Here is a 26,514-nt window from a genome sequence, read left to right on the forward strand (position 1 = left end):
CCCGGCTTTGCGGCGCGATCCGCCGTCCCCGGGGAGTTCTCCCCAGGCTGTGGAGAGCACCTGGCGCTGCGTGATGGCTCACTGTCGGGTCACTCGAGCATGGGTCCCGCGCCGGGGCCGAGCATGGCCTCGCGGATCGCCGGGAGCGGAGCGGCGGCGTGGCCGAGCAGCTCGTCGTGGAAACGCCGCAGGTCGGGCTCGGCTCCGGCCGCGCGCTGCCCGGCCAGCCAGTCCTCGCGCAGATCCAGGATGATCAGCTTGCCCAGGGTGTAGCCGAGGTACATCGGATCAAAGGTCCCGCGCACGGCTTGCTGCCGGGCGTTGACCGGGTCTTGAAAGGCCTGGGTCTGGAACAGCTCGGTCGCGGCCTCGATCGTCATGCCCCGGGTGTGGAGGCCGAGGGCCGCGACGAAGCGGACGTCGCGGAGCAGGGCGTTTTGCAGCTGCCCGAGCCGGACCTGCGGATCTTCGCTGAGGCCCTGCTCCCACATCATCTCCTCGGCGTAGTGGGCCCAACCCTCGCCGGTCGTGAAGTTCCACAGCGCGCGCAGGATGTGCGACTCGTTGACCCCGACGTGGAGGCCATGGAGGAAGTGTCCGGGCCAGACCTCGTGGACCGTGATGAACAGGAGGTCGGTCCGGCTCGGGATGTACGCGAGCTGGGCGTCTTCGGGCCACGCGGGATCCGGGGGGGAGATGTAATAGAAGCTCGGCAGCGAGCTCTCCTCGAAGGGCCCGGCGCCGTCGAGGAACGCGCTGTTCCAGCGCATGAAGGCCGGGGTCTCGACGACCTCGACCTGCGCGACCGGGTCGGGCCCCTCGCTTGGGATCGTCACGAGGCCGCGCTCGACCACAAACTGACGGGTGTCGGCGGTCTGGCTCGCGGCTTCGGCGAGGACCTGATCGACCTCGGGCTTGTCGGCGCCGACTTGGGCCATGAGCTCGGCGACCGACTTGCGCGGGTCGAGCTCGCGGGCGGTCTGCTCGACGAGCGCGAGGTTGCGCTCGAGGTCGGCGGCGGCGATCCGCTCGAGGGTCGGGAGATCGAGCTCGATGCCCTGGGTCCGCGCGAGCATCTCGACGTAGCGCTCGGGCCCGAGGGCGAAGTCGTCGGTCGCGCTGCGCTCGCGCTCGACGAGCAGGGCCTCGTAGCCGCGGAGGGCGTCGGCGAGCGCGCCGAGGGCCGCGTCGAGCTCGGCGTGGTCGGCCGCGCTCAGACCGGCCATCGCCGCCGGGACGTCGACCTCGACGAAGCGGATCGTTCCGCGGACCTGGAGCAGCGCGGTCTCGACGAAGGTCCGCGGGAGGTAGTCTTCGAGGTTCTGGGCGGCGTGATCGAGGTGGGTCACGCCCGCGCGGGCGGCCGCGCCGATCGCCTTGGCCCGGGTGGCCAGGGGCGCGTAGTCACGGCTGATGTAGGCCGTGAGCTCGAGCCCGGACATGTAGAACATCGGGTTGGTCCACGGCTCGCGCCGGACCTCGAGACCGAACAGCTCGCCGTCGAAGGTCGAGATCAGCGCGGCGCGCTCGACCCGGGCCCGCGCGCTGAGCTCGGCGGGGTCGAAGCTGCGCAGCTCGTCGAGCGCGACGCGCAGCCGGGCGGCCTCGTCGGCGAGCCCCTCGCTGGACGCGTCGCGGATCCGACCGTCGTACTTGTGGAGGCCGAGCGCGACCGCGCGCAGGGGGTAAGCGTCGAGGTAGTCGTCGAGCAGGCGGCTCGCGGCCTCGAAGAAGCGCTCGTCGACGCCGGGCTCGGCCGCGGCCGGGAGCGGCCGCGCTTCGGGCTTGCAGTCGGGGGTCGGGCAGTCGGGCGCGACGCTCGGCCGACAGGCGCCGAGCGTGAGCGTGAGCGCCGACGTGAGCGTGAGCGCGAGGGCGAGCCGTGCGCGGATCATCCCGCGAACCTAACACCCCGCGCCACCCCGCGCCGGGCCGGGTCAGTCGTGAAGCTTGACGTACTCGAACTCGGCGGGCTGCCCCTCGATGCCGCGGGTGGGCGGGGCGATCCAGTTGGCGAATTTCCCAGGCTCGTAGACCGGCTTCATGATCGAGATCAGGTACTCGTTGTCGGCGGGCACGAGCAGCCACTTGGGCTGGTTGGCCTCGAACTCGTCGGCGCTGATGAGCTCGCCCTCGGGGTTGAAGTGGTGACCCGCGTAGATGCCCTGGTGCCGGTGAAAGCGGGGGTTCGGCAGGGTCAGGCGCCGGCTGACGCCCTCTTGCTCGAGGACCTTGTTCCACTTGCGGAGCGCGCGCTCGCAGTCGGTGATGTACTCGTCGCGCAGGACCGCGTTCATGGCGTTGCGCAGCGGGATGTCCTTGTCGACGAGCACGCCGCCCTCGACGTGGGGCAGGCGGTAGGTCCCGGTGATCGCCTTGTGGTCGTCGTACTTCTTCATCTCGCGGAACCGACCCTTGAGGCCGGAGCCGAAGAAGTCGGCGGCGTTGTTGGACACCTCGCCGCCGAACAGGTCGAGGCTGTAGGTGAACCAGTAGTTGATCGTCCGCTGGATCAGGTCGAAGTCGATGCCGCCTTGGGCCCGGACGTCGCCGTTGGGGTCGAGCTTCTCGAGCTGGGCCGTGCGCTGAATGATGCGCTGCAAGCCGGTCTGACCGACGAAGAGGTGGTGGGCCTCCTCGGTCAGCATGAACTCGGTCGTGCGCGCGAGCGGGTCGAAGCCCGACTCGGCCAGGGCCGCGAGCTGGTACTTGCCGTCGCGGTCCGTGAACATCGTGAACGCGAAGAAGCTCAGCCAGTGGTCACAGGGCTGGTTGAAGGCGCCGAGGATCCGCGGCTTGTCGGGGTCGCCCGAGCGCCGGTTGAGCAGCTCGTCGGCCTCGTCGCGGCCGTCGCGGCCGAAGTACTTGTGGAGCAGGTAGACCATCGCCCACAGGTGCCGGCCCTCCTCGACGTTGACCTGAAACAGGTTGCGCATGTCGTAGAGGCTCGGCGCCATGTGCCCGAGCAGGCGCTGCTGCTCGACCGAGGCGGGCTCGGTGTCGGCCTGGGTCACGATGATCCGGCGCAGGGCGTTGCGGTACTCACCGGGGACCTCGTGCCACGCGGGCTTGCCCGCGTCGTCGCCACAGCGGATCTGCGACTCGCTCGGATCCCGGGGGTTCAAGAAGATCCCCCAGCGGTAGTCGGGCATCTTGACGTGCTCGTAGTGGGCCCAGCCGTCGGTCGAGACGCTGACCGCGGTCCGGAGGTAGACCGGCTTGTCGGCGAAGTCCGTCGGGCCCATGTCGTTCCACCACTCGAGGTAGTTGGGCAGCCACTTCTCGAGCGCGCGGCGTAGCTTGGTGTCGTGCGCGAGCCCGATGTTGTTGGGGATCTTGGCGTTGAGATCGACCGAGGTGCTTGCCGTCATGTGTGGTCCTGTCGTTGGCCTTGGTGAGGTGTGGGGTGAACGGTCAAGTCAGACCCGCTCCCAGTCGAAGCGCGGGCGCTCCGGGCGACCGTAGAGCGTCAGCGCGCCCTCGGGTCCGGTCGCGTTGGGCCGGATGAAGATCCAGTTTTGCCAGGCCGTGAGCCGGGCGAAGATCTTGGAGTCGCAGTTCTCGGCGCCGGGGAAGCGGAGGTTGGCCTCCATGCCGGTCAGCGCGTCGGGGGACAGGCTCGCCCGCTCCTCGATCGCGACGCGGGTGTCGTCGTCCCAGTCGATGTCGTCGAGCAGCACGGTCACGAGCCCGGCCTCGTCGGCGTCGCTCGGCTCGAGCACCCCATGGTTGCCGCGCAGGGCCTCGAGCGCGTCGGGCTCGCCATAGAAGCGAACCTCGAGCCGATGCTGGCCGTGGCTCATCGCCAGCGGACCCCAGTTGATCTCGCTCGCGCCGACCGAGACCAGGTTGTCGGGGTCGTCGAGGAGGTAGAAGCGATCGCTGGCCAGGGCGAGCTCGAGCAGGTTGCCGCCCCACCCGGTCCCGGCCTCGCCGATCGCAAAGAACGAGCGGCTGGTCAGATCCATCCGCCGCAGGGTCCGGGCCATGAACCACACGATCTCGCGCGAGAACCATGTTGGCGCGCCGGGGTGCTTGCTCGCGTCGCCGGCGTCGAGCAGCGCGCGGTCGTAGGCGATCGTGCGCGCGACGTCGCACTCGACCTTGACCAGGACCAGGCCGATCCCGAGGTGGTTGACGCGCAGCTGGAGCAGGGCGTCGTCGAGCTCCCGGTAGGCGCGCAGGGCCCAGACCGCGTCGCCGGCCGCGTGGATCGCCGCCGGGCCCTCTTGGACCAGGGCGAGGTCGTCTTCGCTCGGTCCGCGCACCGTCAAGGTCGCGATCCGGGCGCTTGGGTCACAGTCGAGCGAGACGGCGCTGTAGCGCCGCGACGAGGCCCCGGAGCTGGGGTCCTCGGTGGCCTCGACCCGGAGCCGACCGAGCGCGACCCCGGTCCGGACCTCGCCGTCGAGCTGGGCGCTGACCTCGTCGCGGACCTGCTCGGCGCGGGCGCGGAGCTTGGCCTCGAACTTCGAGCGCGGGAAGGTCCCGTCGATCAGGTTCCACTTGACCGCCTTCTTGCCGCGGACGCCCTCGGCGGTGGTCGAGAACACATCGGCGAGGTCACGCCGAATCTTGCGCTTGTCGACCAGGCGCGTGAGCCCGCCCGTGCCGGGCAACACCCCGAGCAGCGGGACCTCGGGCAAGCTCACGGCGGAGCTGCCGTCGTCCTGGAGGTAGATCTCCTTGCACGCGAGCGCGAGCTCGTAGCCGCCGCCCGCGGTCGTGCCGTTGCAGGCCGCGATCCAGACCTGGTCGCTGTTGTCGGTCGCGTCCTCGAGCTCGCAGCGGGTCTCGTTGGTGAACTTGCAGAAGTTGACCTTCCACGCGTGCGAGCTCTGGCCGAGCATCGAGATGTTGGCGCCAGCGCAAAAGGCGCGGTCGTTGCCCGACGCGATCAGGGCGACGCGGACCTCGGGGTGCTCGAAGCGCATCCGGCGGACGATGTCGGCGAGCTCGATGTCGACGCCGAGGTCGTAGCTGTTGAGCTTGAGCTCGTAGCCCGGGACCAACCCGCCGTCGGGGTCGACGTCCATGATGACCCTGGCGATCGCACCGTCGTACTCGACCTTCCAGTGCTTGTAGGAGGTGGGATCTTTTTCGAAGTCGACCGCTACGGTCTGCGCTGCACCGTCACCCATGTCGCAGGAAAATAGCAGGCACTTGGCACCTCAGGGCTGGGGCTCCGCGTGTGGCGTCGCACGATAGAGTGCCGAATTCGTGCGAGTACACACGGGTATTCGGCCGTTTAGCGTTTGGGGCCTGCGCGGTCTTCGGTGTGCTCTCGCACGGTTCGTGAGCGAGGGACCGTGCGCACACGCGTCCGCGCGCCGACCGATTTTCAGCACCCCGGCGAGCGGTTGGTGCAGTTGTTGAGGCAGCTGTCGGTCTCGATCAGGTTGCCGTCGTCGCACTGCTCCTCGACCGAGTCGATCACGCCGTTGCCACAGGTCTCGGTCGGCGCGCAGCACAGCGCCTGGACCTGCATCTCGTTGCAGCCGTAGTTCGACGAGCACGAGTCGGGCCGCGAGCTGCCGTAGCCGCAGTTGAGCGGGATGTCGGTGCCGAGGGTCCCGGGGTCGTCGTAGGGCCCGAGCGTGAAGTGGCCCGCGCCGCTGCCCCCACGACAGTAGATTTCGGCGACGACCACGGTCTGGCCGCCGACCGCGTAGTCCCAGCCGTCGTTGCGCTCGACGTACTGCTGGTAGGAGCACAGGCCCCAGCCGGGCGGACACAGGGTCTCCATGTCCTCCTCGCAGGTCTGGTTGTTGGGGTCGTCGCACACGATCATGTCGTTGTTGGGGCTGATCGACATCTGGACCGAGCCCTCGAGGCAGGCGAGCACGCCAAACTCGCAGGCGTTGGTGCAGGTGTCGTCGTCGACGTCGTTGCCGTCGTCGCAGTCCTCGACCCCGACGTACTTGATCCCGTCGCCGCAGACCGCCTCGGTGCACGCGAGGGTGCACGCGTCGCCGTCGATGTCGTTGCCGTCGTCGCAGTCCTCCATGCCCTCGTAGAGGATCCCGTCGCCGCACACGTTGGGCTCGCACAGGGGATGGGTGCAGGCGTCGGTGCTCTCCATGTTGCCGTCGTCGCAGGCCTCGACCCCAGCTTGGATGTAGCCGTCACCGCAAAACGCGAGCTGACAGGCCGGGCAGTCGTCGCTGGTGTCGCTGTTGCCGTCGTCGCACTGCTCGCCCTCTTGAAGGATGCCGTCGCCGCAGGTTCCGGGCAGGCACATGGAGTTGCAGCCGTCGGCGTCGTCGTCGTTGCCGTCGTCGCACATCTCGACGCCCTCGTGGACGAAGCCGTCGCCGCAGCTGGCCGCGACGCAGCCCTCGACGCAGTCGTCGGTGTTGTCGGGGTTGCCGTCGTCGCAGTCCTCGAAGCCCTCGTAGACGAAGCCGTCGCCACAGCTGGCGATGAAGCAGTTTGGCGTGCACTGGCCGGACTCGGAGTTTTCGGGGCCGAGGTCGCACTCCTCGCCGGCCTGGACGACGCCGTCGCCGCAGTCCGGGTTGCCGTCGCCGTCGCCGTCGCCGGGGTCGCCGTCGCCGTCGCCGCTCGCGGTCCCTGTCTCTGCGCTGTCGCCGTCGCCGTCGCCGTCGCCGGCCTGGGTCGTGGAGAAGGTGAAGCCGGCGTGACCGGTCGGCTCCGGCGTACACGCGGAGATCGCGGACAGGCCAAACAGAGCAGCAAAGCCCAAAGGAAACAGATCGACGCGCATCCGGGGCATTTTCGGTCCTGGCGCCGGCCCCGAAAAGGATTTTTTGGCAGCGCTGTGGCCGCGAACCCGAGCCCGCCCGGCATCGGGGGCGAGGCTCGAACACAGGCTAGCAGCCCGGGGTGCAATGCATCGTGTCGCCTCGCGCCGGAATTTTCGCCGAGGGCGCGAAGCCAAAACGCCGCTGTACCGGGCGTACTGCAAGTTTTGGAGACAAAGCCATCGGCGAAAAGGCCAAGCGAGACGGCGCGAGGCATTGCACCCCGGGCTGCTAGGCTCTGGCCGTGAGCGAGACCATCCACGTTCGCCGCCCCCGCCGCCCGATCACGGCGACGCTGCGGCCCCCGGGCTCGAAGAGCCTCAGCAACCGCGCGCTGCTGCTCGCCGCGCTCGCGACGGGCCGCACGCGGATCGAGGGCTGCCTCGACGCCGAGGACACGCAGCTGATGTTGGCCTGCCTCGCGCGGCTCGGGATCGCGGTCGAGCGCGACGGCCCCGAGCTCGCCGACGGCCTCGAGCTCGACGGGAGTCCACGCCTCGGTTCGGCCGCCGGGGTGCCGGCCCTCGACGTGGGCACCGCGGGCACGGTCGCGCGCTTCTTGACCGCCGCGTTGGCCGGGGCGCCCTCGCCGAGCTGGGACGCGGTCATCGTCGACGGGACCCCGCGGATGCGCGAGCGACCGATGGACGCGCTGCTGTCGGGGCTCGAGCAGCTCGGCGCCGTGTTCGAGTGGCTCGGCCACCCGGGCGCGCTGCCGCTGCGAGTGCTCGGCGGTCGCGGCCTCGCCGGGGGCGAGGTCGTGCTCGAGCGGCCGGCCTCGTCGCAGTTCGTGTCGGCCCTGCTGATCGCCGGCTGTCGCGCGCGCGGGCCCGTTCGGATCGTGCTGCGCGAGGGCACCCCCGCGCGGCCCTACGTCGACATGACCCTCGCGCTGATCGAGACCTTTGGGGGCGACGCCGGGTGGTCGTCGTCGGGCGGCGACGCGCTCGAGGTCAGGCCCCGTGGGCTCCGGGCCTGTCCGCGCTACGTCGTCGAGCCCGACGCGTCGGCTGCCAGCTACCTGCTCGCGCTGCCGGTCATCTGGGGCGGCGAGGTCACGATCCCCGCCCTCGGCAGCGACAGCCTGCAAGGCGACGCCCAGTTTTGCCGGGTGCTCGAGCGCTTCGGCGCCCGCGTCGAGCTGCGCGAGCACGAGACCACGGTACGGGGCGTACGCGGGGCGCCTCCGCTGCGCGGTCGAGACCTCGACCTCAGCGAGATGCCCGACATGACCTTGACCGCGGCCGTGGTCGCGCTCTTCGCCGAGGGGCCCACGCGGATCCGCGGGGTCGAGGTCTTGCGCCACCACGAGAGCGACCGCCTCGCCGCGGGCGCGACCGAGCTGCGCAAGCTCGGCGCCGAGGTCACCGAGCACGAGGGCGGCCTCGACATCGTTCCGCCCGCGGGCGGGCCCCGGCCCGCGGTCGTGATCGACACCTACCTCGACCACCGCATGGCGATGGCCTTCGCGATGGTCGGCGAGGTCGAGATCGCGGATCCGCGCTGCGTCGACAAGACCTTCCCGCGCTACTTCGAGGTCCTCGCCGAGCTCGGGATGGGACCGGAGGCGTCGTGTTGAAGGTCGGCGACGAGGTCGAGGTCGAGGTCGGGGCCACCGACGCGCGCGGCTACGGAGCCGCGCCGCTCGACGGACGCACCGTGCTAGTCCCGGGCCTGTTTCCGGGCGAGCGCGGGCGGGTCCGCGTCGAGGCCCTCGCCCGCCACTCGGACCAGGCCCACGCTCAGCTGCGTGAGCTCCTGCGGCCGAGCCCCGCCCGGCGCGAGCTCCCCTGCCCGCGCCACGAGCACGCCGTGCTCGACCGGGAGGCTCAGCGAGCGGGTCCGCGGCGCAACCCGGCCTGCGGCGGCTGCCCGCTGATGGCGCTCGACTACGGGGCTCAGCTCGAGCTCGAGCGCGCGTGGCTCGAGGCCGCGCACGGGCTCGTGCTGAGCGAGCCGATTCTCGGCGTGGGCGCCCAGGAGCTGGGCTATCGCTGCTCGAGCAAGCGGATCGTCACGGGTCGAGCCGGGCAGCTGCGCCTCGGCAGCCGGGCCGCGGGCAAGCGTCGGGGGGACTACGTCGCCGACATGCACGGCTGCAGGGTCGACCACGCCAAGATCCGCGCGGCCTTCGACGGGCTCGAGCAGGTCGCCAACGAGCTCGGGATCGAGCCGTGGCGCGAGGATCGACGAGCTGGGGATCTGCGCTACGCGTGGGCCAAGACCAACGGCGAGCAGGTCTTGCTGACGCTGATCACCGGGAGCACCGGGGCCGAAGCCAGCCGCGCGCCCGAGCTCGGTCAGCGGCTGCATGCGCTCGGGCTCGCCGATGGCGTCGCGTGGAGCGTGCAGTCGAGCCGCGGCAACGCGATCCGGGGCCACGAGGCGACCCACGTGGTTGGGCTCGAGCGCCTCGCGGTCGAGATCGGTGGCGTGCAGATCCAAGTTGGCGCGCTCGGGTTCTTGCAGACCAACCTGGCCGTCGCGGCGCTGGCCTATCGCGACTTGCTCGGCCTCGCGCCGGGCGAGCTCGGCGAGGCGCCGCGTGGACGGCTGGCCTTCGATCTGTATGCGGGCGCGGGCGTGACCACGAGGCAGCTGCGCGCCCGCTTCGACGAGGTCCTCGCCTGCGAGTCGCACCCCGAGTCGGCCGCGGCCCTCGGGGTCGAGCCGGAGCTCGCGGACGCGGTCTGTCGTCGCTGGCGCGAGGCGGGCCGGGCGACGCCGGACCTGGTCCTCGCCAACCCCCCGCGCGCGGGCCTGGGTCGGGCGACCTGTGAGGCCCTGGTCGAGCTCGCGGCCCCGCGGATCCACATGATGAGCTGCAGCGCGAAGACCCTCGCGGAGGATCTGCGTCGGCTCGAGGACCGCTACGAGGTGCTCGGGCTGCGAGGCTACGACATGCTGCCGCAGACGCCCCACGTCGAGCTCGTGGCCTGGCTTCGACTTCGCGCGGGCTGAGGGTGGGCAGGTTGCGCGTGTGGCGCGCAGTGGCGTCGAGCCATCAAAATTGATGCCATCAATTTTGAATTGACGCCTGAGGCTCGAGCGGCCTCGACCTTTGAACTCGCCACCCTCCTGTCCGATCCTGTTCGCCATGGTCGCCCCGCAGCCGTCCCCCCGCGACCCTCGGATCCTGCTCGAGGCCCGGGCCCTCGACATCGACCGGCCCGACGGCGCGCCGCTGCTGCGCGGCGTCGAGCTCGAGCTGCGCGAGGGTGAGATCGTCGCGCTGCTCGGGGGCAGCGGGGCCGGCAAGTCGACCCTGGTCACCGCGCTCCACGACCGCGGCGCGCTCGAGGCGGCTGGCTTCTCGGTCCGCGCCGAGCTGCTCGGGTGCCACGCGGGCGTCGGCATCGTCCCGCAGCGCGGCGCGCTCTTCGACCATCTCGACGTCGCCGGCAACCTCGCGCTGGCCATGCGCAACGCCTACCCCGTCCGCGAGGTCACGGCCGGGGCGCTGCAGGAGTCGCTTCACAGCGTCGACTTGCCCAGGGAGTGGGCCGGCGGGGAGGCCCGGGAGGTCGGGCGGCTGTCGGGCGGCGAGGCCCAGCGCCTCGCGGTCGCGCGCACGCTCGCGGGCGGGCGGCGGATCTTGTTCCTCGACGAGCCCTCGGTCGGCCTCGATCCCCTCCGCGTCGAGATGCTCGCGGACCTGCTCCGCGGCGAGATCCTCGGGCGCAAGGCCGCCGCGCTGGTCATCACCCACGAGCTCGAGTTTGCGGCCGGGTTCGCGGATCGCTTTTGGTTCATGGACCGCCGCGAGCATGGGATCGTCGAGCTCGACCCCCTCGCCGCGATCCCCGAGGCCGAGCGGGTCGAGGCCCGCGCTTCACTGCGCGAGGCCAGGCGTCCCCGGGCCCTGCGCCGCGCGGTCGGGGCCGCGATCGGGGATCAGATGATCGCGCGCCTCGCCGCCGACCAGGCCCCGAGCGTGCCCGAAAGCGGCGCGGGTCTGCTCGCGCGGATCGGCGCGGGCGTCGGCCGAGCCGCCCGGCGCGTGGGTCGGGCCGCGCTCGGCGGCCTCGAGGTCGGTCCGCGCGTGGCCGCCAGCGCGCCCCGGGCCCTGACCCGCCCCCGCGACTTCATCGAGGTCATGATCCCGGTGCTCAAGCAGGCGCTGTGGCGACCGGCGGCGTTCTTCTCGATCGTCTCGCTGCTGATCGGGTTCACGCTCCTTTACATCCTCCACCGCTCGATCGGCGGCGGCGAGCTGCCGATCCGGCCCGAGCGGGTGTTCTCGCTGATCGGCTCGATGCACGTGATCGCCCTCGCGCCGCCGCTGTCGGGCATCTTGTTCGCCGCGACCTCGGCCAACGCCCTGGTCGCGTGGCTCGGGGGCATGTCGCTGACGCGCCAGACGAGCGCGCTCGAGGCCCTGGGCATCTCCAAGGCTCGCTACTTGTGGGTCCCGGCGTGGTTGGGCCTGGTCGGCTCTTACCTGGCCATGGCCGCCCTGTTCACCCTCGGCATGCTCGTCGGCGGCGTGCTCTACATCGAGCTGCGCGTGCCCGAGCTCGACGGCGGCTGGACCTTCGCGTGGGAGCTGCTGACCGCCGACATCCTCGATCCCCCGCCGGAGCGGGCGGTGTTCCGCGTCCGCGCGCTCGGGCTGTGCTGCGTCTACGCCCTCGGGATCGCCGGCGACGCGATCGCCAAGGGCGCTCGCGCCAAGCGCTCGGCCGAGGACGTGACCGTCGCGATGGTCAGCAGCGTGATGGTCACGACCCTGTGGATCGTGGCGCTCGAGCTCGGCTCGCTCGTGTTGATCTACGCCGGCGACTGACTCAGGCCGCGCTCAGCTGCCCGCGCAGCGACTCCACGGCGGCGTGGAGATCCTCATCCTCTTTGGCCAGGGCCTCGATCCGCTTGCACGCGTTGATCACCGTCGAGTGATCCTTACCGCCAAAGCGCATGCCGATCTCCGGGAAGCTCGAGCCGGTCAGCTGGCGACACAGGTACATGGCGATCATCCGCGGGCGCGAGATCCCTCGGTGGCGGCGCTTGCCCTTGAGGTCGCTGATCTTGACCGAGAAGTAGGCCGCGACGGCCTTTTGCACGGCCTCGATCGTGACCGGGAGCTTGTCGGTCGTGGTCTTGCCGAGGACCGAGCGCACGAAGGCGGGGTCGATCTCGACTCCGCGAAGCTGAGCGAAGGCGGTGACCCGCAGCAGCGCGCCCTCGAGCTCGCGGACGTTGGACCGCACGAGCTCGGCGATCGACAGCGCGACCTCGGGCGAGAGCTCCATGTCGTCGCGCGCGGCCTTGGTCTGGACGATCGCGATGCGGGTCTCGAGATCCGGGAGCTGGACGTCGGCGACGAGGCCCCAGTTGAGCCGCGAGGTCAGCCGCTCCTCCATCCCGGCCATGTCCGCGGGGACCCGGTCGGCGGTCACGACGATCTGCTTGCCGGCCTCGTAGAGCGCGTTGAACACATGAAAGAACTCGTCCATCGTCCGGTCGCGGCCCGCGATGAACTGGATGTCGTCGATCAGGAGGCAGTCGCAGTCGCGGCGGTAGCGGGCCCGGAACTCGTCGAACTCGTTGTTGCGGACCGCGGTCACGAACTCGTTCATGAACTGCTCGGCGCTGAGGTAGACGATGCGGAGGTTGGGGTCCTTGCGGTGGAGCTCGTGGCCGACGCCGTGGAGCAGGTGGGTCTTGCCGAGGCCGACGCCGCCATAGATGAACAGCGGGTTGAAGCGCGTGCCGGGCTCGTCGGCCGCGGCCATCGCCGCCGACGCCGCGAGCTCGTTGGACGCGCCCTTGATGAACGAGTCGAAGCGGTAGCGCGGGTGGAGGCCGCGAGGTGGCGCGCCGCGGCGCGGGCTGACGCGGTACGCGCTGGGTTGTTCGCCCGCGGCGCCGGAGTCCCGGCCATGACTGATCTCGCTCGACCGGGTCGCGGGATGATCCACGACGACCTCGAGCTGACCCCGCGTCGCCTCGCCCGCCTCCTCCACGACCTCGATCGCGACCTCGAACTTGCGCTCATGACGCAACTCGAGCTCGTCGAGGGCGAGGTCGAGGTAGTGGGTCTCGAACCACTCCTTGAGGAAGCGGTTCGGCGCGCGGAGCTGGAGGAGGTTGCCCTCGACCCTCGCCAGGCGGATCGGCCGCAGCCACATGTCGAAGGTTTGCCTGTCGAGCCGGGGTTCGAGCCCGTCGAGTGCCTCGCTCCAAATGTCCGCCATGGTCCTCCTGTCCACAGCTTTCGATGTACCTGTGGATAATAAGCAAATGCTTGAAATTACGGGATAAATCCCCAGGCTTGGGACCAGAGTCCACAGCCCTGTGGGAGACTGTGGATTCCGGGTGATTCCGGGTGGGTCGCCGTATGGGCGTCCGCGCCTTCCGCACCGCAGATCCCGAAGTCGGGCTGGCCGAGAGGGTCTGCGGCGGCGGGCCCGGGTTTGTACTCACCCGTTCGCGCGGAGGGCAAGCGTCGCCCCGTCGCTTGATCACAACTCGTTGAGATCAAACGACTTTTTAAATCGACATGAGAATGCGACTTTCGCGCCACGTTTCTGGCACACGCCCGACCCAAAATTGATCTCCTTGAAATCATTCGAGAAATCTTGCGTGTCGGGGACCCCGGGGGGAACCGGGCCGCAAGAGCAGCGAGTTTGCGCGCCTGACAGCCCGCAAAGCGGCATGACAAGCCGACTTGCGGAGCCGCCCGATCTCCGGGGCGCCCAGGTGCCAACCCCTTTGCCCGTCTGCTCGGGCTTTGAGGCGATCAGTCGATCTTTGGATCAGTAGCTGTTCGAATGACCAGGGGCGCCAACTCCGGCGGTCGGAAGTTTTTGGCACGCTTTTGCGGGAGCAGAGCGCGCGTCAGCTCGGCCCCGATCGCGGTCATGCTTGTCCCGGCCGACGGCCCACGAGTCTCGAGTCCGATGTGTTTGACAGTCCTGAGGCTCGCTGTTATCGATCCGGCCCCTTCGGCTCCAGAGCCAATTTTGGCGGGTTCGGGGGAGGTCGAGATTCGACATGAGCAAGCGTACTTACCAGCCCCACAACCTCAGCCGGGCTCGCACCCACGGCTTCCGAGCGCGCATGGCCACCCGCAACGGCCGCAAGATCATTGCCGCTCGTCGTCGTCGGGGTCGCAAGCGCCTCGGCACGACCACCGGCGGCAAGTGAGCCGCGCGGCGAGCTCGAGCCTCGGGGCCGGCGGTGAGACTCAGTCTCTCGCCGAGCTCTCGAGGTCTGGCCTCGCCGCGATGCGTTCGGTGGCCCGCGAACAGGTAGCTCTTGGTAGCCCGTCGAGGATTTCCCCCGCGGCTGCGGCTCAAGCAGCGCCGCGAGTTCTTGCGGGTCCAACGTGGAGGCGCCAAGCACCACGTGCGCCACTTCATGGTCTTCGTCTCTCGTCGCGCCCCGGGCCAGAGCCCGGACGGCGCCGACGAGCTGCCGACGCGCCTCGGCATCACCGTGACCCGCAAGGTCGGCAACGCGGTCACGCGCAACCGCATCAAGCGGCTGGTCCGCGAGGTGTTTCGGGTCCACCGTCTGCGCCTGCCGCAGGGGCTCGACATGGTCTGGGTCGCCAAGCAGCAGGCCGCGGCGGCGACCTACGCCGAGGTGGCCCGCGACTTCGAGGCCCTCGTCGCTCGGCGCGCGCAGCTGGTCGAGGCAACCCGAACTCAGGCCCGAGGCCGACGCCGTCGGTCCGAGCCCAAGCAAAAGCCCAAGCGGTGACGCGATGAGCAAGGGTTTCACGGCGTCATCGTGGTTGGTGCAGCTGCCGAGCCGCCTCGCGGTCGCTGTGATCCGCGTCTACCAATTGATCTTGTCCCCGATGCTCGGGCCGACCTGTCGGTTCAGCCCGAGCTGCTCACACTACGCGTGCGCGTGCCTCCGCGACCACGGGCTGCTGCGTGGCAGCTGGCTCACGGTCCGGAGGCTGTCGCGCTGCCACCCCTGGCACCCCGGCGGCCATGACCCGCCACCTCTGGCCCGCGGCGCGGGCCCAGCTTCCGCCGCCTCGATGACGCCGCTCGGCCCCGCCGAGCGCGATCGCGTCGAGACGCGCGCCTGAAAGGATCCGTCTTGCAAGAGCTCAAGATGCAGCATCGGGTCGCGCTGGCCGTGATCATCTCGGTCCTGATCCTGGTTGGCTACAACTACCTGTTCCCCCCGCCCGAGCCGAGCGAAGCCGAGCTCGCGGGTGAGACCGCGGGCGAGGTCGAGACCGGGGGCGAGGTCGCCGAGTCGGATCAGGGGCCCAAGGGCTCGGTCGAGAAGATCGACCAGGTCGAGCCCGCGCAGGCGCCGACGCCGGCCGGGCCCGTCGTCGACACCGTCGAGCATCGCCTCGTCAACGAGCTCCTCGCGATCTCCGTCGACAACCTCCCGGGCGGGCTGATCACCGGCGTCGAGCCGCTCGCGGATCAATTCCACGACGAGGCCGCCGACGCGGGCATCGACTTCTTGTTCCTCGGTTACGCGGGCGCGCGCACCCTCGAGCTCAGCTTCGTCGCGAGCGAGAGCGACTTCGCGTGGTCGCGGATCCCCGGCCAGGTCCGGGCCAAAGATGATCGCAGCATCGAGATCGCGCGCCGCCAGGGCGACGTCGAGGTCATCGAGACCCTGACCCTGCTCGACGGCTACGAGGCCCGCTACGAGGTCGTGGTTGCCAACCACGGCGTCGGCGAGCAGCGCCACCGGGTCGAGCTGGCCACGCGCATGGGCATGTCGGCCGAGCAGAGCCGCTACGACATCCACCGCGCGCTGTGCCGCGCGCCCGAGGACATGGAAGACTTCGACTTCGACGACGTCGAGGACGAAGACGAGACCATCAAGGGCGGCCTCGACTGGTGGGCGCTCGACAGCAAGTACTTCGTCCAGGCGCTGATCCCCGCCGAGCGCCTCTCGGGCTGCGTCGTGACCAGCGACGAGGCCGGGACCGCGATGATCAACACCGGCGTCGGGCGCGAGGTCACGCTCGGGCCCGGCGAGCAAAAGCGCTACGTGTTCGGGCTCTTCGTCGGCGCCAAGGTCGACTCGATGCTCCAGGCCTTCCCGGCCAGCGACAGCCTCTCGGCCCTGCCCGAGGTCGACCTGACCGAGACCGTCGACTGGGGCTGGTTCGGCAAGCTGTCGAAGTTCATCGGCACGATGATGCTCTCGCTGCTGCGCTGGTTCTACTCGCTGACCGGCATCTGGGGCGTGGCGATCATCATGCTCACGGTCGTCATCAAGGCCACGCTGCTGCCGCTGACGATCAAGCAGTACTCCTCCATGCGCAAGATGAAGGAGCTCCAGCCCGAGATGGAGAAGCTGCGCGAGAAGTACGGCGACGACAAGGCCAAGCAGCAGCAGGAGATGCAGGCCCTGTTCCAGCGGACCGGCGTCAACCCGCTGGCCGGCTGCATGCCGATGGTCCTGCAGTTCCCGGTCTGGATCGCGCTGTACGCGATGCTCGGGGCGGTCGTCGACCTCTACCACGAGACCTTCTTGTGGCTCCCGGATCTGACCCAGCCGGACCCCTACTACATCCTCCCGATCGCCATGGGCGGCCTGATGTTCCTGCAGACCCGCATGAACCCGACCGCGGGCGACGCGGCCCAGGCCAAGATGATGCAGTGGATGATGCCCGGCATCTTCGTGGTGATGATGCTGTTTTTGCCCTCGGGGCTCGGCATCTACATCTTCGCCAACATCGTGCTGTCGCTGATCCAGAGCTTCATCCAGCTGCGGATCAAGGCCAAGGACGCGCCCGAGGCCGCGGACGGCGGCGCGAAGGGCAAGAAGAGCAAGTAGTGAGCGCGCCCGTGGGTCCGGCTCTTCCATCGGCCGGCTTCACGCACTAGAGTTGCCCACCCCAGGGAGCCTGACGTGTCCGAAGAAGCTAACAGCCGCAAGGAAGACGACCTCGACCAACGCATCACCGAGGCGGTGCCGGTCGTCCGCTCCTTTCTCGAGACCGTGCTCGGTCTGCTCGGTGTCGAGGTCGAGGTCGACATCGACGTCGAAGAAGACGGACTCCACTGTGACCTCAACACCAGCGAAGAAGAGGGCGGCCTGCTGATCGGTCGCCACGGCGCGACCCTCGACGCGCTCCAGTATCTGACCTTGCGGGTGTTGCAGGCCGAGGGGCTCGGGCGCATGCGCATCACCCTCGACGTCGGCGGCTACCGAGACCGACGTGAGAGGGTCTTGCGCGAGCTCGCCCAGAGCGTGGCCAAGAAGGTGACCGACAGCGGTCGGCCCTACCACTTCGAGCCGATGAGCGCGATGGAGCGCCGGGTCGTGCACATGGCGATGGCCGAGCTCGACGGCCTCCGGACCGAGTCCGAGGGCGAGGGTCGCCGCCGGCACGTGGTCGTGTTTCGCGACTAGCACCTCCGGGGCGCTCGAGGACTTCGGGACCCGGTGTCCGAGCACAGCACGATCGTCGGGGTCGCAACCGGGACCCCGGACGGCGGCGTTGCGGTCGTGCGCCTGAGCGGGCCGCGGGCCGGGGCGATCGCGGGCGCCGTGATCGAGGGCCGGCTCCCGCCGCCGCGGACCCTGGCCCTGCGTCCGCTCGTCAGCCTCGAGCAGGCGCTGGTCGTCGTGATGCCCGGGCCGCGCTCGTTCACCGGTGAGGACGTCGTCGAGCTCCACGTCCACGCGGGCGCCCTCAACGTCGCGCAGGTCGTCGACGCGGTCCTCGGCGCGGGCGCGGTCGCGGCCGCGCCCGGCGAGTTCACCCGCCGCGCGTTCGACAACCGTCGCCTGAGCCTCGATCAGGCCGAGGGCATCGCCGCGGTCATCGGCGCCCAGACCCAAGCCGCCCTCGATCAGGCCCGGCGCCTCGTCGCGGGGGAGCTCGGTCGCGAGGTCGAGGCCGTGCGCGACCGAGTCGCGCGCCTCCGGATCGAGATCGAGGCCAACCTCGACTTCCCCGAGGACGTCGACGCCCGCGATGAGGCTCGCTTCGTGACCACGGCCGCGGCCCTCGGCGCCGAGGTCGAGCGCTGGCTCGCGGGCTTCGAGCGCGGCCGCCGGGCGCGGACCCGCGCCCGGGTCGTGATCGCGGGGCCGCCCAACGCGGGCAAGAGCGCCCTGTTCAACGCGCTGCTCGGGCGCCGCCGGGCGCTGGTCTCGGCTCGAGCCGGGACGACCCGCGACTACGTCGAGGCCGAGCTCAGCCTCGGCGGTCGCGAGCTGATCCTGGTCGACACCGCCGGCCTCCGCGCGAGCACGGACGCGATCGAGGTCGCCGGCGTCGAGCTCGGGCGCGAGCAGATCGCGGGCGCCGACGTGATCGTGTGGGTCGAGGGCGCCGATCAGCCGGTCCACGCGGCGGCGCCCGAGGCTGAGCTCAGCGGGGCTCGAGGCGCGGCCGTGATCCGGGTTGAGAACAAGCTCGACCTCGGGCGCCGCCGCCCGAGCTGGATCGGTGTCCGCGCGGCGCCTGCCGACACCGAGCCCGTCGAGCTCAGCTTGCTGCGTGACGCGCTCGCCGAGGCCGTCGCGCTCGGGGGGGATCAGTGGATCGGGCTGGCCCGCCACCGCGACCGCGCGCGCGAGGCCGCGGACGCGCTAGTCGAGGCCCACGGGCAGCTGCGAGACGGTGTCGGGCTCGAGCTCGTCGCGCTCTCGCTGGCCGTGGCCGAGCGCAACCTCGGCGAGATCACCGGGCGGACGGGCCTCGGCCCGGTCGGCGAGGAGGTCCTCCACGCGATCTTCTCGCGCTTTTGCATCGGCAAGTAGCCGCTACTCGTCGGGCTCGGGCTCGGGCTTGGCCTCGGGCTTGGGCTTGGCCTCGGGCTTGGGCGCTTCGGCTTCGGGCTCGGGCTTGGCCTCGGGCTTGGGCTTGGGCTTCTCGACGTCGGGCTTGGGCTCGGGCTCGGCAGCCTCGACGGGGATCGCCTCGTCGGCCTCGGCCTCGGGCTCTTCGGCTTCGGGCTCGGGCTCGGGCTTGGGCTCGGGCTTGGGCTTCTTCTTCTCGATCACCGGGTTGCTGCCGTCGGGCATCAGCTCCGGGGCCTCGAGCGAGACCGGCTTCTTCACGAAGGGGGTCAGCGGGGGCGGGTCACCGGCGTCGGGCACCCGAATGGCGGCGGTCTGACGCTGCTCGAAGAACCCGATGTAGTCGGTCACGACCCGGCCGCGCTCGGTGATCAGGCGAAAGCCGATGATGTCGAGGCTGTCCTTGGAGGTGTACGAGCACCACACGGGCTCGGCGCCCGAGGACGCGAGCATCTGCCAGCCGGGCTGCAGGGGGGTGCAGGTGAAGCTGGCCTTGGCCGAGAAGCGCGAGGTGGCGGTGCGGAACGCGGCGAGGAACTCGAGCCCGAGCGGATCGTCTTTGGTCACGATCGGGCGGGCCCGCAGCTCGCGACGGTCGGGGACCCCCCAGCGCGCGTTCTCGGACAGCAGCAGCTGCATCCGCGCCGGGTCGTCCTTGGCCGCCGCGATCAGCAACTCGACGATCATGGTCTTGGCCTGGAAGGGCAGCATCCAGGTGTCGAGCTCGTCGACCTTGCGAGGTGAGCGCTCGGCGTAGCTCTCGAGCAGGCTGCCGTCGGGGCCCACGCCCTCGGCCGTCGCGGGGGGCAGGGTCCCCGAGGGCTGATGGGTCGGCAGCGGGGGATCGACCCAGACCTCCGGCCGCGGCGGATGGCGGGCGTCGCAGCCGGCCAGCGCGAGCGCGAGCAGGGCCGAAGACGCGAGTACGCAGGTCAACCGCTGACTTGACATGGCTCGTGTGTAAACGCCTGGCCCTGCGTTGTCTAGCAGCCCGAGGCGACACGACGCATTGCACCCCGGGCTGCTAGCCGAGACTCGCGGCCAGCTCTCGCGCGAGGGCGAGGCTGGCGGTGAGCCCCGGTGACTCGATCCCGAGCAGATGCCAGCAGCCGCGCGGGTGCTCGACGACCTCGAAATCGGCCATCGGGGCCCCCGGACCGACGAGCTTGGGCCGGATCCCGCAGGTGTCGTAGACCAGATCCTCGGGGGCGCAGGGGCCGAGCAAGCGTCGCGCGGCGGCGAGGAACTCGGCGTGCTTGCGCTGACCTCGCGCGGGTGAGAAGTCCTCGGGGTCGTCGACCCAGTCGAGATCGGGGCCGAGTCGACAGCCGCCGTCGAGCTCGAGGGTCAGGTGGACGCCGAGCGAGGGGCTGCCGGGCAGCGCGAGCGGGTAGAGCAGCCGCCGCCAGGGCGCGGGGCGACGGAGGCGAAAATAGTCGCCGCGGGCCAGGAACAGCTCACGGTCCACACCCACGAGCCGCGCGACGGTCGTGGCGCCGAGGCCCGCGGCGTTGATCACCCGCTCGGCGACCACGGTCCCGCGCGGCGTCGTCAGGCGAAAGCCGCCCCCGCGCGAGCCCGGCCCGAGCTCGATCGCCGTGACCGCCGCGCCAAATACGAAGCTCACGCCTTGTTCCTCGGCCGCGATCAGCAGTGAGCGGACGAGGCCGTGAGCGTCGACGATGCCCGAGCGCGGGGACCAGCAAGCCGCGCGCACGGTGTCGGGCAGCGCGGGCTCGAGCGCGCGCGCGCGGGCCAGACTCACGCGCTCGAGCGCCGCCCCGCTCGCCCGGGCGTTGTCGACGAGCGCGTCGAGCTGGGCGTCTTGCCCGGCGTGCTGGGTCACGACCAATTTTCCGGTCTGACGGTGGCCGACTCCGCGGGCCGTGACCCAGTCCCACACGAGCTGGTTGCCGGCCACGCAGGTCCGGGCCTTGCGCGAGCCCGGCGGATAGTAGAGCCCGCCGTGCACCACCTGGCTGTTGCGACTGCTGACCCCGGTGCCCTCGCGCCCGGCCGCCTCGAGCACGAGCACCCTCCCGGCCGAGGACGGCCCCGAAGAGGGCCCTGCCGGTCGGCTCAGGGCCTGCGCGATGGCGCATCCGAGGACCCCCGCCCCAAGGATCGCGAGCTCACAGTGAGCGTCCATCTCGACCGAGTATGGACCGGATTAGCTCGGTCAGGTACGGTCGACGCCGCATGGCCTTCGAGTACAAGCCGGGCATCTACAAGACCACCAAGTTCCTCCCTGGTCACGAGTCGGAGCTCGAGCCGGGTCAGCTCGTGCTGATCCGGACCGACGGCGAGTTCGCCCCCGCCTCCGTGCTCAAGCCAGTGTCGAACAACAACAACCAGTGGCAGTTCCAGATGCCGGGTATCAAGATCCCCGGCAACTCGCTGAACTGGGGCGACACGCTGATCAAGCTGCCGCACGAGGGCTTTTATCGGCTCCTCAAAGAGAAGACCTTCGACGGCGGCGGACGCTGGCTGGTCAACGCGATCGTGCAGCTCGGCTACACGCGCCTCGGCGAGCCGATCTTGTTCATCGCCCAGCGCCGCAACCCGCTCGCAACCAACGACCTGTTCTTCTCGGACAAGGGCGTCAAGGTCGAGCTCGACGGCATCGACGAGATGATCGAGCCCCTCGCCTGGTACCAAGAACCGGCGAAGTCCTAGAGGAGGGGTTTTAGAGACCCCCCTGGGCGTTCGAGACTCTGCCACGCACTGCCGCTGCGCGGCAGGTCGCTCGGTCGCTGCGCTCCCTCGCTCGGTGGGCTGGTATGAGCTTCGCAATGGCCTCCGTGGCCCCCTAGAAGGGGGCTTGTTCTCTCGCGTGCACTGGCCTGCTTGGTGCGGGTGACTTCCCGGGCCAAGTAGGCCTGTGCACACGAGAGAACGAGCCCGAGAAGACCGCTCGTGCACTGTGGGCATGAGTCCCGGTTGCTCTGCACGCGTGGCCCGGGAATCGTCTCCGCACCAAGCGGCCCAGTGCACACGAGAGCATGAGCCCGAGAAGACCGCTCGTGGGCATGGGTCCCCGTTGCCCTGCACGCGTTGGCCCGGGAATCGTCTCCGAACCAAGCGGCCCAGTGCACACGAGAGAACGAGCCCCCTTCTAGGGGGCCACGGAGGCCGTCGCAGGGCACATACCAGCCCACCGAGCGAGGGAGCGCAGCGACCGAGCGACCTGCCGCGCAGCGGCAGTGCGTGGCAGAGTCGCAAACGCCCAGGGGGGTCCCTAAAGATCCGGTCGGAGCCGAAGGCCGATGTTGAGGCTCAAGATGGTGTCGAGCTTGCTGCGCTCGGCGCCGGTGACCTGCTGGGCGAAGCCGAGGCCAACGTCGACGCCGACGCCGCCGAGCTTGGCGGGCCGGATGAAGCCGAGGCCGGCGCTGACGTAGCCGCGGTCGTCTTCGCTGCCGCGCCCGCGGGAGTCCCACCAGCCGCCGAGGCGGATCGGGACGGGGCCGGCGACGAACTCGCCGCCCGCGTTGACGGTGACCCGGGTCCACTTGTTTTGGGTGTCCCAGTACGAGGTGAAGTCGTAGGTCGCGTCGATGTTGAGGCTGAAGTTGGGGTTGCGCAGGGGGAAGACCGCGAGGCCGTGGCCGAGGCTGCGCTGGTAGTCGGACACGCGGCTGACGTTCTCGTCGTTGAAGCGCGGGTCGTCGTCGACCTCGAGCCCGGTGATCTCGCTGACCGGGTCATCGGTCCGCGCCGGCGGGTTGGGCCCGACGATGTTGTAGCCAACCACGGCGATCTTGGCCCAGTCGACGAAGTTGAGGGCGATCGACGCGTCGAGCCCAAACGCGTTGTGCTTGGGCATGTAGTCGAGCGCCACGCCCTCCGTGTCGAGGTAGCGCAAGCTGACGTACTGCCACTTGGGTTTGACGCCGATGAACAGCCAGTTCTTGATCGCGGTCACGCTCAAGACGCCCGACACCTCGTGCCCGAAATTCACCAGCTCGAGGGACTCGCGCTCGCCAGTGATGTCGTCGTAGCGGATCTGCGGGGTCCCACGCATGAACACGTAGCCCAAGGCCAGGGCGAGCCGCGGGCTGTTGAGCGAGTCGCTGATGAACACGCCGAGCCCGTGGGTCCGGGTCTGGAGGTTGAACTGATAGATCGGCTCGATCTCGAACTGCTGCGAGTAGCTCAGACCTGCGGGGTTGATGATCGCGGCGTCGGTCCCGGTCGAGGAGCCGCGCGTGGCGTTGCCCATCGAGAGGTTGCGCGTCCCGTCGACGCCGGGGCTGGCCTCGGCGACGCTCGAAAACGCCACACAAGCCAGAGCTGCGAGGCCGAAGGCGGCCAATTTGCCTCCTAGCCCCCTGAACGTGGGGGACTTTGGCGCCGCAGCCGTCGGCGGACTCGGGTCGGGGTGACGCATATTGGAGGGCAGCATACGGGCGCGGTGGATCCGTGCAAAAAAACCCCCAGCCGCGGACCTCGGTCGAGCAAATCGGGCGCGGATCGTTGATCTGCGGCCGCGCGCGCGCGCAGCCCCCAGCGCGTTGACATGCTGACACGCGCATTTTCGCCGCATCGCAGGTGCCGCCGGCCCGCTCGCTTTGCTAACGTCGTCTCGTGGCTGGTGAACCAGGCTCCGGATCGAAGTCGACCTTGCCGCCCCTGCTCCAGGGCTTCGGCGGCGACGACGATCGGCGCGAGGCCGCCGCCGCGGACTACCAAGAGCGCCTCGCGGGGCTCGATCTCGACGCGCTCGACGTCGGCGTCGACGAAGATCCGGTCGCGATGGCGAGGAAGGCCTCGGGCAAGGCCGCGGGCCGGGCCAAGCCGGAGCCGAAGCCCGCCGCCCCGCCCCGCCGGCCGCGGCCCGGGGCCGAGCTCAGCGCGCCCGGCGAAAAACCGGGCTCCGAGAGCGCCGTGTTGAAGCCCAACCTCGAGCCCGTCGGCGATGACGCGCACCCGCCCCAAAACCGCCGCATGCCCACCCAGCCGCCGTCGTCGATGGTGCTCGAGCTCGACGACGACGACGACGATCGGTCGCGGCGCCCCGCCGACGCGCCCTCGTCGGGCGCGGGCCCAGGCACAGGCGCGGGCACGGGCCCAGGCACGGGCGCCACGACGCGGCCGGTCGCCCCGCCGCGGGTGGGTCCGCGCCCGAGCCCGGCGCCCGTGCGCCGCGGGTTGTTCTCGACCGATCGGATCACCAACCTCCTCGCGGGCGCGGCGATCGGCTTACTGCTGATGATCTTCCCGGCCAAGAAGCTCGCGCGCAGCTACGAGGTCCGCGAGGTCGAGCCCTTGCTCGCCGACCTCCAAGGCGCGATCGACCATCCCCTCGGCGTCGAGGCGGGTCTGGTCGAGAAGCCCGAGGCGATCGCGGCCCGGATCGAGGCTGGGCGCAAAAAAATCCGACGTCGCTATGGGGCGATCTGGTTGCTCGCGGGGCTGCCGATCGGCCTCGCGCTTGGGTTCGCGCCACGTCCGGGGGACTGAGTGACACGAGGCGTTCGCCCTCGCTTGTGTGGGTGTGCATACTCCGGCCATGAAGCGGAGCACTTCGATCATCGCGGCCGTGACCGTGGGTCTGTTGACGGCGGCGGCCAGCGGCTGCGTGAGCAGCAAGGACTACGAGGCGATCAAGGCCGACCTGGCCAAGGCGCGGAGCGAGCTGACCGACACCCGCGGTGAGCTCAAGGACCTCGGCGTCGCCCTCGAAGAGGCCGAGGTGGAGGTCGACATCCTCGGGGCCCGGATCCGCGACCTCGAAGAGCAGCTCGTGATCGCCGAGGCCCGGGCCAGCGACGCCGAGACCCAGCTCGCCGAGGTCCTCAAAGATCGCAGCAACCTCGCGGCTTCGGTCGACGACATGCAGCAGGCGCTGGCCGAGCTCAAGCGCCTCCAGGCCCTGGCCGAGCTCCGCGCGAACGAGTACCGGGCGGTCCTGGCCAAGTTCAAGAGCCTGATCGACAACGGCAAGCTCAAGGCCAAGATCGTCGACGGTCGCATGGTCCTCGAGCTCCAGACCGACATCTTGTTTGGCTCGGGCTCGGCCAAGCTGTCCGACGAGGGCGCGGCGACGATCCGCGAGGTCGGCGGGCTGCTCGGGCAGATCGCCGATCGCAAATTCCAGGTCGAGGGCCACACCGACAACGTGCCGATCAAGACCAAGACCTACCCGTCCAACTGGGAGCTGGCCTCGGCCCGGGCGATCAACGTGGTCAAGGAGATGGTCGACGCCGGGCTCCCGGCCAAGCGCGTGAGCGCGGGCGCGTTCGCCGATAGCCGCCCGACGGCGAGCAACGAGACCGAAGAGGGTCGCGCGCAGAACCGCCGGATCGAGATCGTGATCGTCCCGGATCTGTCGAGCCTCCCCGGCGCCGAGCAGATCGAAGAGATGTTCAACGCCCCGGGCGCCTGAGCCCCGCTGCGATCGCCAGGCGTCAGTCGGGCGGTTATGCTGCGCCGCGTGCGTCTGAGCGTCAGCGAGAGGGAGCCCGAGGACATCAGCGCGGATGCCTACGTGGTGTTGTTCCGGGCGCCCGCGCGCGGGCGGCCCACCTTGCCGCTCGCCGACCACCTGCGCCGTGACGCGGCGCGTTTGCTCGTTCGCCGGGCCGAGGCCACGACCTGGCTCGAGACCCGCGAGCTGTCGACGCCGCGGGTCCTGTGCGTCTCGCTCGGCCCGGAGACCAGGCCCTGGGACCCCGAGCTCGAGTATCTCGGGGGTCACGCGGGTAGCTACGACCGCGACGGCCAGTCCCTGAGCTTGCGCCGAAGCCTGCGCAATACGGGCGCCGTGATCGAGCGCGCCTGCACCAGCGCCGACGTGCGCCACGCCGCGTTGATCGCGTGGCCCGAGGACTGCGATCCGAGCCTGGTCGTCGAGGGCATGCAGCTGCGCGCTCACGATCCGCGCGCGTGGGAGCACACCAGCGACGGCCCGCTTGCGAGCAGCCTGCGCAAGGTCAGCGTCTGCCTCGCCGGTCTCGCGCCGTCCAAGCGCGCGCGCCGAGCCCTGACCGAGCACCTGCGCGAGGCCGCGAAGATCGTCGACGCGACCAACTTCACCCGCGAGCTCGGGGATCTGCCCGGCAACCTCGGGACCGCGAGCGAGATCGTCGCCCGGGTCCGCGCGCGCGTGGCCGCCGACGGGCTCGGGCTCGAGCTGTCGACGACCTCGGCGGCCGAGGCCGAGGCCGCCGGCATGGGCCTGTTCACCGCCGTCGACGCCGGCGCGAGCGAGCGCGGGTGCATCCTCCGGCTCGAGCACGGCGCCGAGCTCGACGGCGCGCCTTTGATCCTGGTCGGCAAGGGCCTGACCCACGACACCGGCGGCTACAACCTCAAGACCAGCCCCACGATCCACCAGCTGACCCACGACAAGTGCGGCGCCATGGCCGTGATCGGGGCGATGCTCGCGATCTCGAGCCTCGACCTCCCGCTGCGCGTCATCGCCTTGTGCCCGCTGACCGAGAACAACATCGACGCCCACGCCTACAAGCCCGGCGACGTGCTCACCGCCTGCAACGGGACCACGGTCTACGTCGAAAACACCGACGCCGAGGGTCGCCTGGTCCTCGCCGACGTGTTGGCGTGGCTGCAACAAGACGGCCCTCGGCCCGAGCTCGTCGTCGACCTCGCGACCTTGACGGGGGCGATCCACTCGGCCCTCGGCGAGCCCTTCGCGGGCCTGTTTTGCAACGAGGACCGGGCCCGCGAGCTGCTCACCGAGGCCGGGCGGGCCAGCGGAGATCTGCTGTGGTCGATGCCGATCCACGAGATCCACGACCGCGACCTCGGCCACCACAAGGCTGATCTGCGCAACGTCGGCGTCAGCGCGGGCTCGCCCTGCTCGGCCGCCGCGTTCCTGCGCGCGTTCGTCGACTACCCCTGGGCCCACGTCGACCTCGGCGGCAAGGCCTACGCCGAGTTCGCGCGCGAGTACTACGGGCCCGGCGCGACCGGCTTCGGCTGCCGCCTGCTCGTCGAGCTCGCCCGGCGCATGGTCGCCGCGTCGTGATCGAGTAGTCTCCGG

Annotated in this window: 21 protein-coding genes; 13 read left to right on the forward strand and 8 right to left on the reverse strand. The window is 70.3% G+C overall.

Annotated elements, in window-relative coordinates; translation table 11 throughout:
• Positions 1 to 89 precede the first annotated feature (89 nt).
• The 4 genes from ENSA5_RS19590 to ENSA5_RS19605 all read right to left on the reverse strand — a co-directional run bounded on the left by ENSA5_RS19590 (position 90) and on the right by ENSA5_RS19605 (position 6,727).
• On the reverse strand, positions 90 to 1,895 hold the full coding sequence (locus tag ENSA5_RS19590) for a DUF885 domain-containing protein (RefSeq protein ID WP_106393205.1): 1,806 nt from the start codon (positions 1,893 to 1,895) through the stop codon (positions 90 to 92).
• 42 nt (positions 1,896 to 1,937) lie between these two features.
• Positions 1,938 to 3,371 (reverse strand): benzoyl-CoA 2,3-epoxidase subunit BoxB, encoded by a 1,434-nt coding sequence (gene boxB, locus ENSA5_RS19595; RefSeq protein WP_106393206.1) that lies wholly within the window; start codon positions 3,369 to 3,371, stop codon positions 1,938 to 1,940.
• Positions 3,372 to 3,419: 48 nt separating this feature from the next.
• Complete coding sequence (gene boxC / locus ENSA5_RS19600; protein WP_106393207.1) at positions 3,420 to 5,141, reverse strand: 2,3-epoxybenzoyl-CoA dihydrolase; 1,722 nt, start codon at positions 5,139 to 5,141, stop codon at positions 3,420 to 3,422.
• A gap of 200 nt (positions 5,142 to 5,341) precedes the next feature.
• Complete coding sequence (locus ENSA5_RS19605; protein WP_106393252.1) at positions 5,342 to 6,727, reverse strand: DUF4215 domain-containing protein; 1,386 nt, start codon at positions 6,725 to 6,727, stop codon at positions 5,342 to 5,344.
• A gap of 281 nt (positions 6,728 to 7,008) precedes the next feature.
• Here ENSA5_RS19605 and aroA point away from each other — a divergent pair, with 281 nt between their 5' ends.
• The 3 genes from aroA to ENSA5_RS19620 all read left to right on the forward strand — a co-directional run bounded on the left by aroA (position 7,009) and on the right by ENSA5_RS19620 (position 11,550).
• A complete protein-coding gene (gene aroA / locus ENSA5_RS19610) occupies positions 7,009 to 8,343 on the forward strand; it encodes a 3-phosphoshikimate 1-carboxyvinyltransferase (protein ID WP_181197945.1) in 1,335 nt (444 codons plus the stop codon).
• On the forward strand, positions 8,337 to 9,725 hold the full coding sequence (locus ENSA5_RS19615) for a class I SAM-dependent RNA methyltransferase (protein WP_146155890.1): 1,389 nt from the start codon (positions 8,337 to 8,339) through the stop codon (positions 9,723 to 9,725). Before aroA ends, ENSA5_RS19615 begins: the two co-directional genes overlap by 7 nt.
• A 136-nt stretch (positions 9,726 to 9,861) precedes the next feature.
• Complete coding sequence (locus ENSA5_RS19620) at positions 9,862 to 11,550, forward strand: ATP-binding cassette domain-containing protein (protein WP_146155891.1); 1,689 nt, start codon at positions 9,862 to 9,864, stop codon at positions 11,548 to 11,550.
• 1 nt (position 11,551) lies between these two features.
• Here the strand turns inward: ENSA5_RS19620 and dnaA are convergent, their stop codons facing one another.
• Positions 11,552 to 12,958: a chromosomal replication initiator protein DnaA gene (dnaA, locus tag ENSA5_RS19625; protein WP_106393211.1), complete on the reverse strand. Its 1,407-nt coding sequence runs from the start codon at positions 12,956 to 12,958 to the stop codon at positions 11,552 to 11,554.
• 799 nt (positions 12,959 to 13,757) lie between these two features.
• Here dnaA and rpmH point away from each other — a divergent pair.
• From rpmH to ENSA5_RS37895, 6 genes are all read left to right on the forward strand, one after another.
• Positions 13,758 to 13,910, forward strand: coding sequence for a 50S ribosomal protein L34 (gene rpmH / locus ENSA5_RS19630; protein ID WP_106393212.1), 153 nt, complete (start codon positions 13,758 to 13,760; stop codon positions 13,908 to 13,910).
• A 111-nt stretch (positions 13,911 to 14,021) separates the two neighbouring features.
• A complete protein-coding gene (gene rnpA, locus ENSA5_RS19635) occupies positions 14,022 to 14,468 on the forward strand; it encodes a ribonuclease P protein component (protein ID WP_106393213.1) in 447 nt (148 codons plus the stop codon).
• Between the two features lie 4 nt (positions 14,469 to 14,472).
• Positions 14,473 to 14,808, forward strand: coding sequence for a membrane protein insertion efficiency factor YidD (yidD, locus tag ENSA5_RS19640; protein ID WP_106393214.1), 336 nt, complete (start codon positions 14,473 to 14,475; stop codon positions 14,806 to 14,808).
• An 11-nt stretch (positions 14,809 to 14,819) separates the two neighbouring features.
• The gene (gene yidC, locus ENSA5_RS19645) at positions 14,820 to 16,532 is read left to right on the forward strand and encodes a membrane protein insertase YidC (protein ID WP_106393215.1); all 1,713 of its coding nucleotides are present in this window, start codon (positions 14,820 to 14,822) and stop codon (positions 16,530 to 16,532) included.
• A 75-nt stretch (positions 16,533 to 16,607) separates the two neighbouring features.
• Positions 16,608 to 17,111, forward strand: coding sequence for a Jag family protein (locus tag ENSA5_RS19650; protein ID WP_106393216.1), 504 nt, complete (start codon positions 16,608 to 16,610; stop codon positions 17,109 to 17,111).
• A 33-nt stretch (positions 17,112 to 17,144) separates the two neighbouring features.
• Entirely contained in the window at positions 17,145 to 18,470 is a 1,326-nt protein-coding gene (locus ENSA5_RS37895) for a tRNA modification GTPase (protein ID WP_181197946.1), read from the forward strand.
• A 3-nt stretch (positions 18,471 to 18,473) separates the two neighbouring features.
• Here the strand turns inward: ENSA5_RS37895 and ENSA5_RS37900 are convergent, their stop codons facing one another.
• Complete coding sequence (locus ENSA5_RS37900) at positions 18,474 to 19,460, reverse strand: hypothetical protein (RefSeq protein ID WP_181197947.1); 987 nt, start codon at positions 19,458 to 19,460, stop codon at positions 18,474 to 18,476.
• Between the two features lie 73 nt (positions 19,461 to 19,533).
• A complete protein-coding gene (locus ENSA5_RS19665) occupies positions 19,534 to 20,658 on the reverse strand; it encodes an NAD(P)/FAD-dependent oxidoreductase (RefSeq protein WP_106393217.1) in 1,125 nt (374 codons plus the stop codon).
• Positions 20,659 to 20,708: 50 nt separating this feature from the next.
• Between ENSA5_RS19665 and ENSA5_RS19670 the strand changes: the two genes are divergently transcribed.
• Positions 20,709 to 21,185, forward strand: coding sequence for a hypothetical protein (locus tag ENSA5_RS19670; protein ID WP_106393218.1), 477 nt, complete (start codon positions 20,709 to 20,711; stop codon positions 21,183 to 21,185).
• Positions 21,186 to 21,747: 562 nt separating this feature from the next.
• Here ENSA5_RS19670 and ENSA5_RS19675 read toward each other — a convergent pair.
• The gene (locus ENSA5_RS19675) at positions 21,748 to 22,791 is read right to left on the reverse strand and encodes a hypothetical protein (protein ID WP_106393219.1); all 1,044 of its coding nucleotides are present in this window, start codon (positions 22,789 to 22,791) and stop codon (positions 21,748 to 21,750) included.
• Between the two features lie 305 nt (positions 22,792 to 23,096).
• On the opposite strand from ENSA5_RS19675, the gene ENSA5_RS19680 reads away from it, so the two are divergent.
• Genes ENSA5_RS19680 through ENSA5_RS19690 form a run of 3 tightly spaced genes read left to right on the forward strand, consistent with a single transcriptional unit; the run spans position 23,097 to position 26,499 of the window.
• Positions 23,097 to 23,972: a hypothetical protein gene (locus tag ENSA5_RS19680; protein ID WP_146155892.1), complete on the forward strand. Its 876-nt coding sequence runs from the start codon at positions 23,097 to 23,099 to the stop codon at positions 23,970 to 23,972.
• A gap of 49 nt (positions 23,973 to 24,021) precedes the next feature.
• Positions 24,022 to 24,897, forward strand: a complete 876-nt coding sequence (locus ENSA5_RS19685) for an OmpA/MotB family protein (RefSeq protein WP_106393221.1) — start codon at positions 24,022 to 24,024, stop codon at positions 24,895 to 24,897.
• Positions 24,898 to 24,945: 48 nt separating this feature from the next.
• The gene (locus ENSA5_RS19690) at positions 24,946 to 26,499 is read left to right on the forward strand and encodes a leucyl aminopeptidase family protein (protein ID WP_181197948.1); all 1,554 of its coding nucleotides are present in this window, start codon (positions 24,946 to 24,948) and stop codon (positions 26,497 to 26,499) included.
• Positions 26,500 to 26,514: the final 15 nt, after the last annotated feature.

Origin of the sequence: Enhygromyxa salina, assembly GCF_002994615.1 — a bacterium.
Classification (GTDB): Bacteria; Myxococcota_A; Polyangia; order Nannocystales; family Nannocystaceae; genus Plesiocystis; species Plesiocystis salina_A.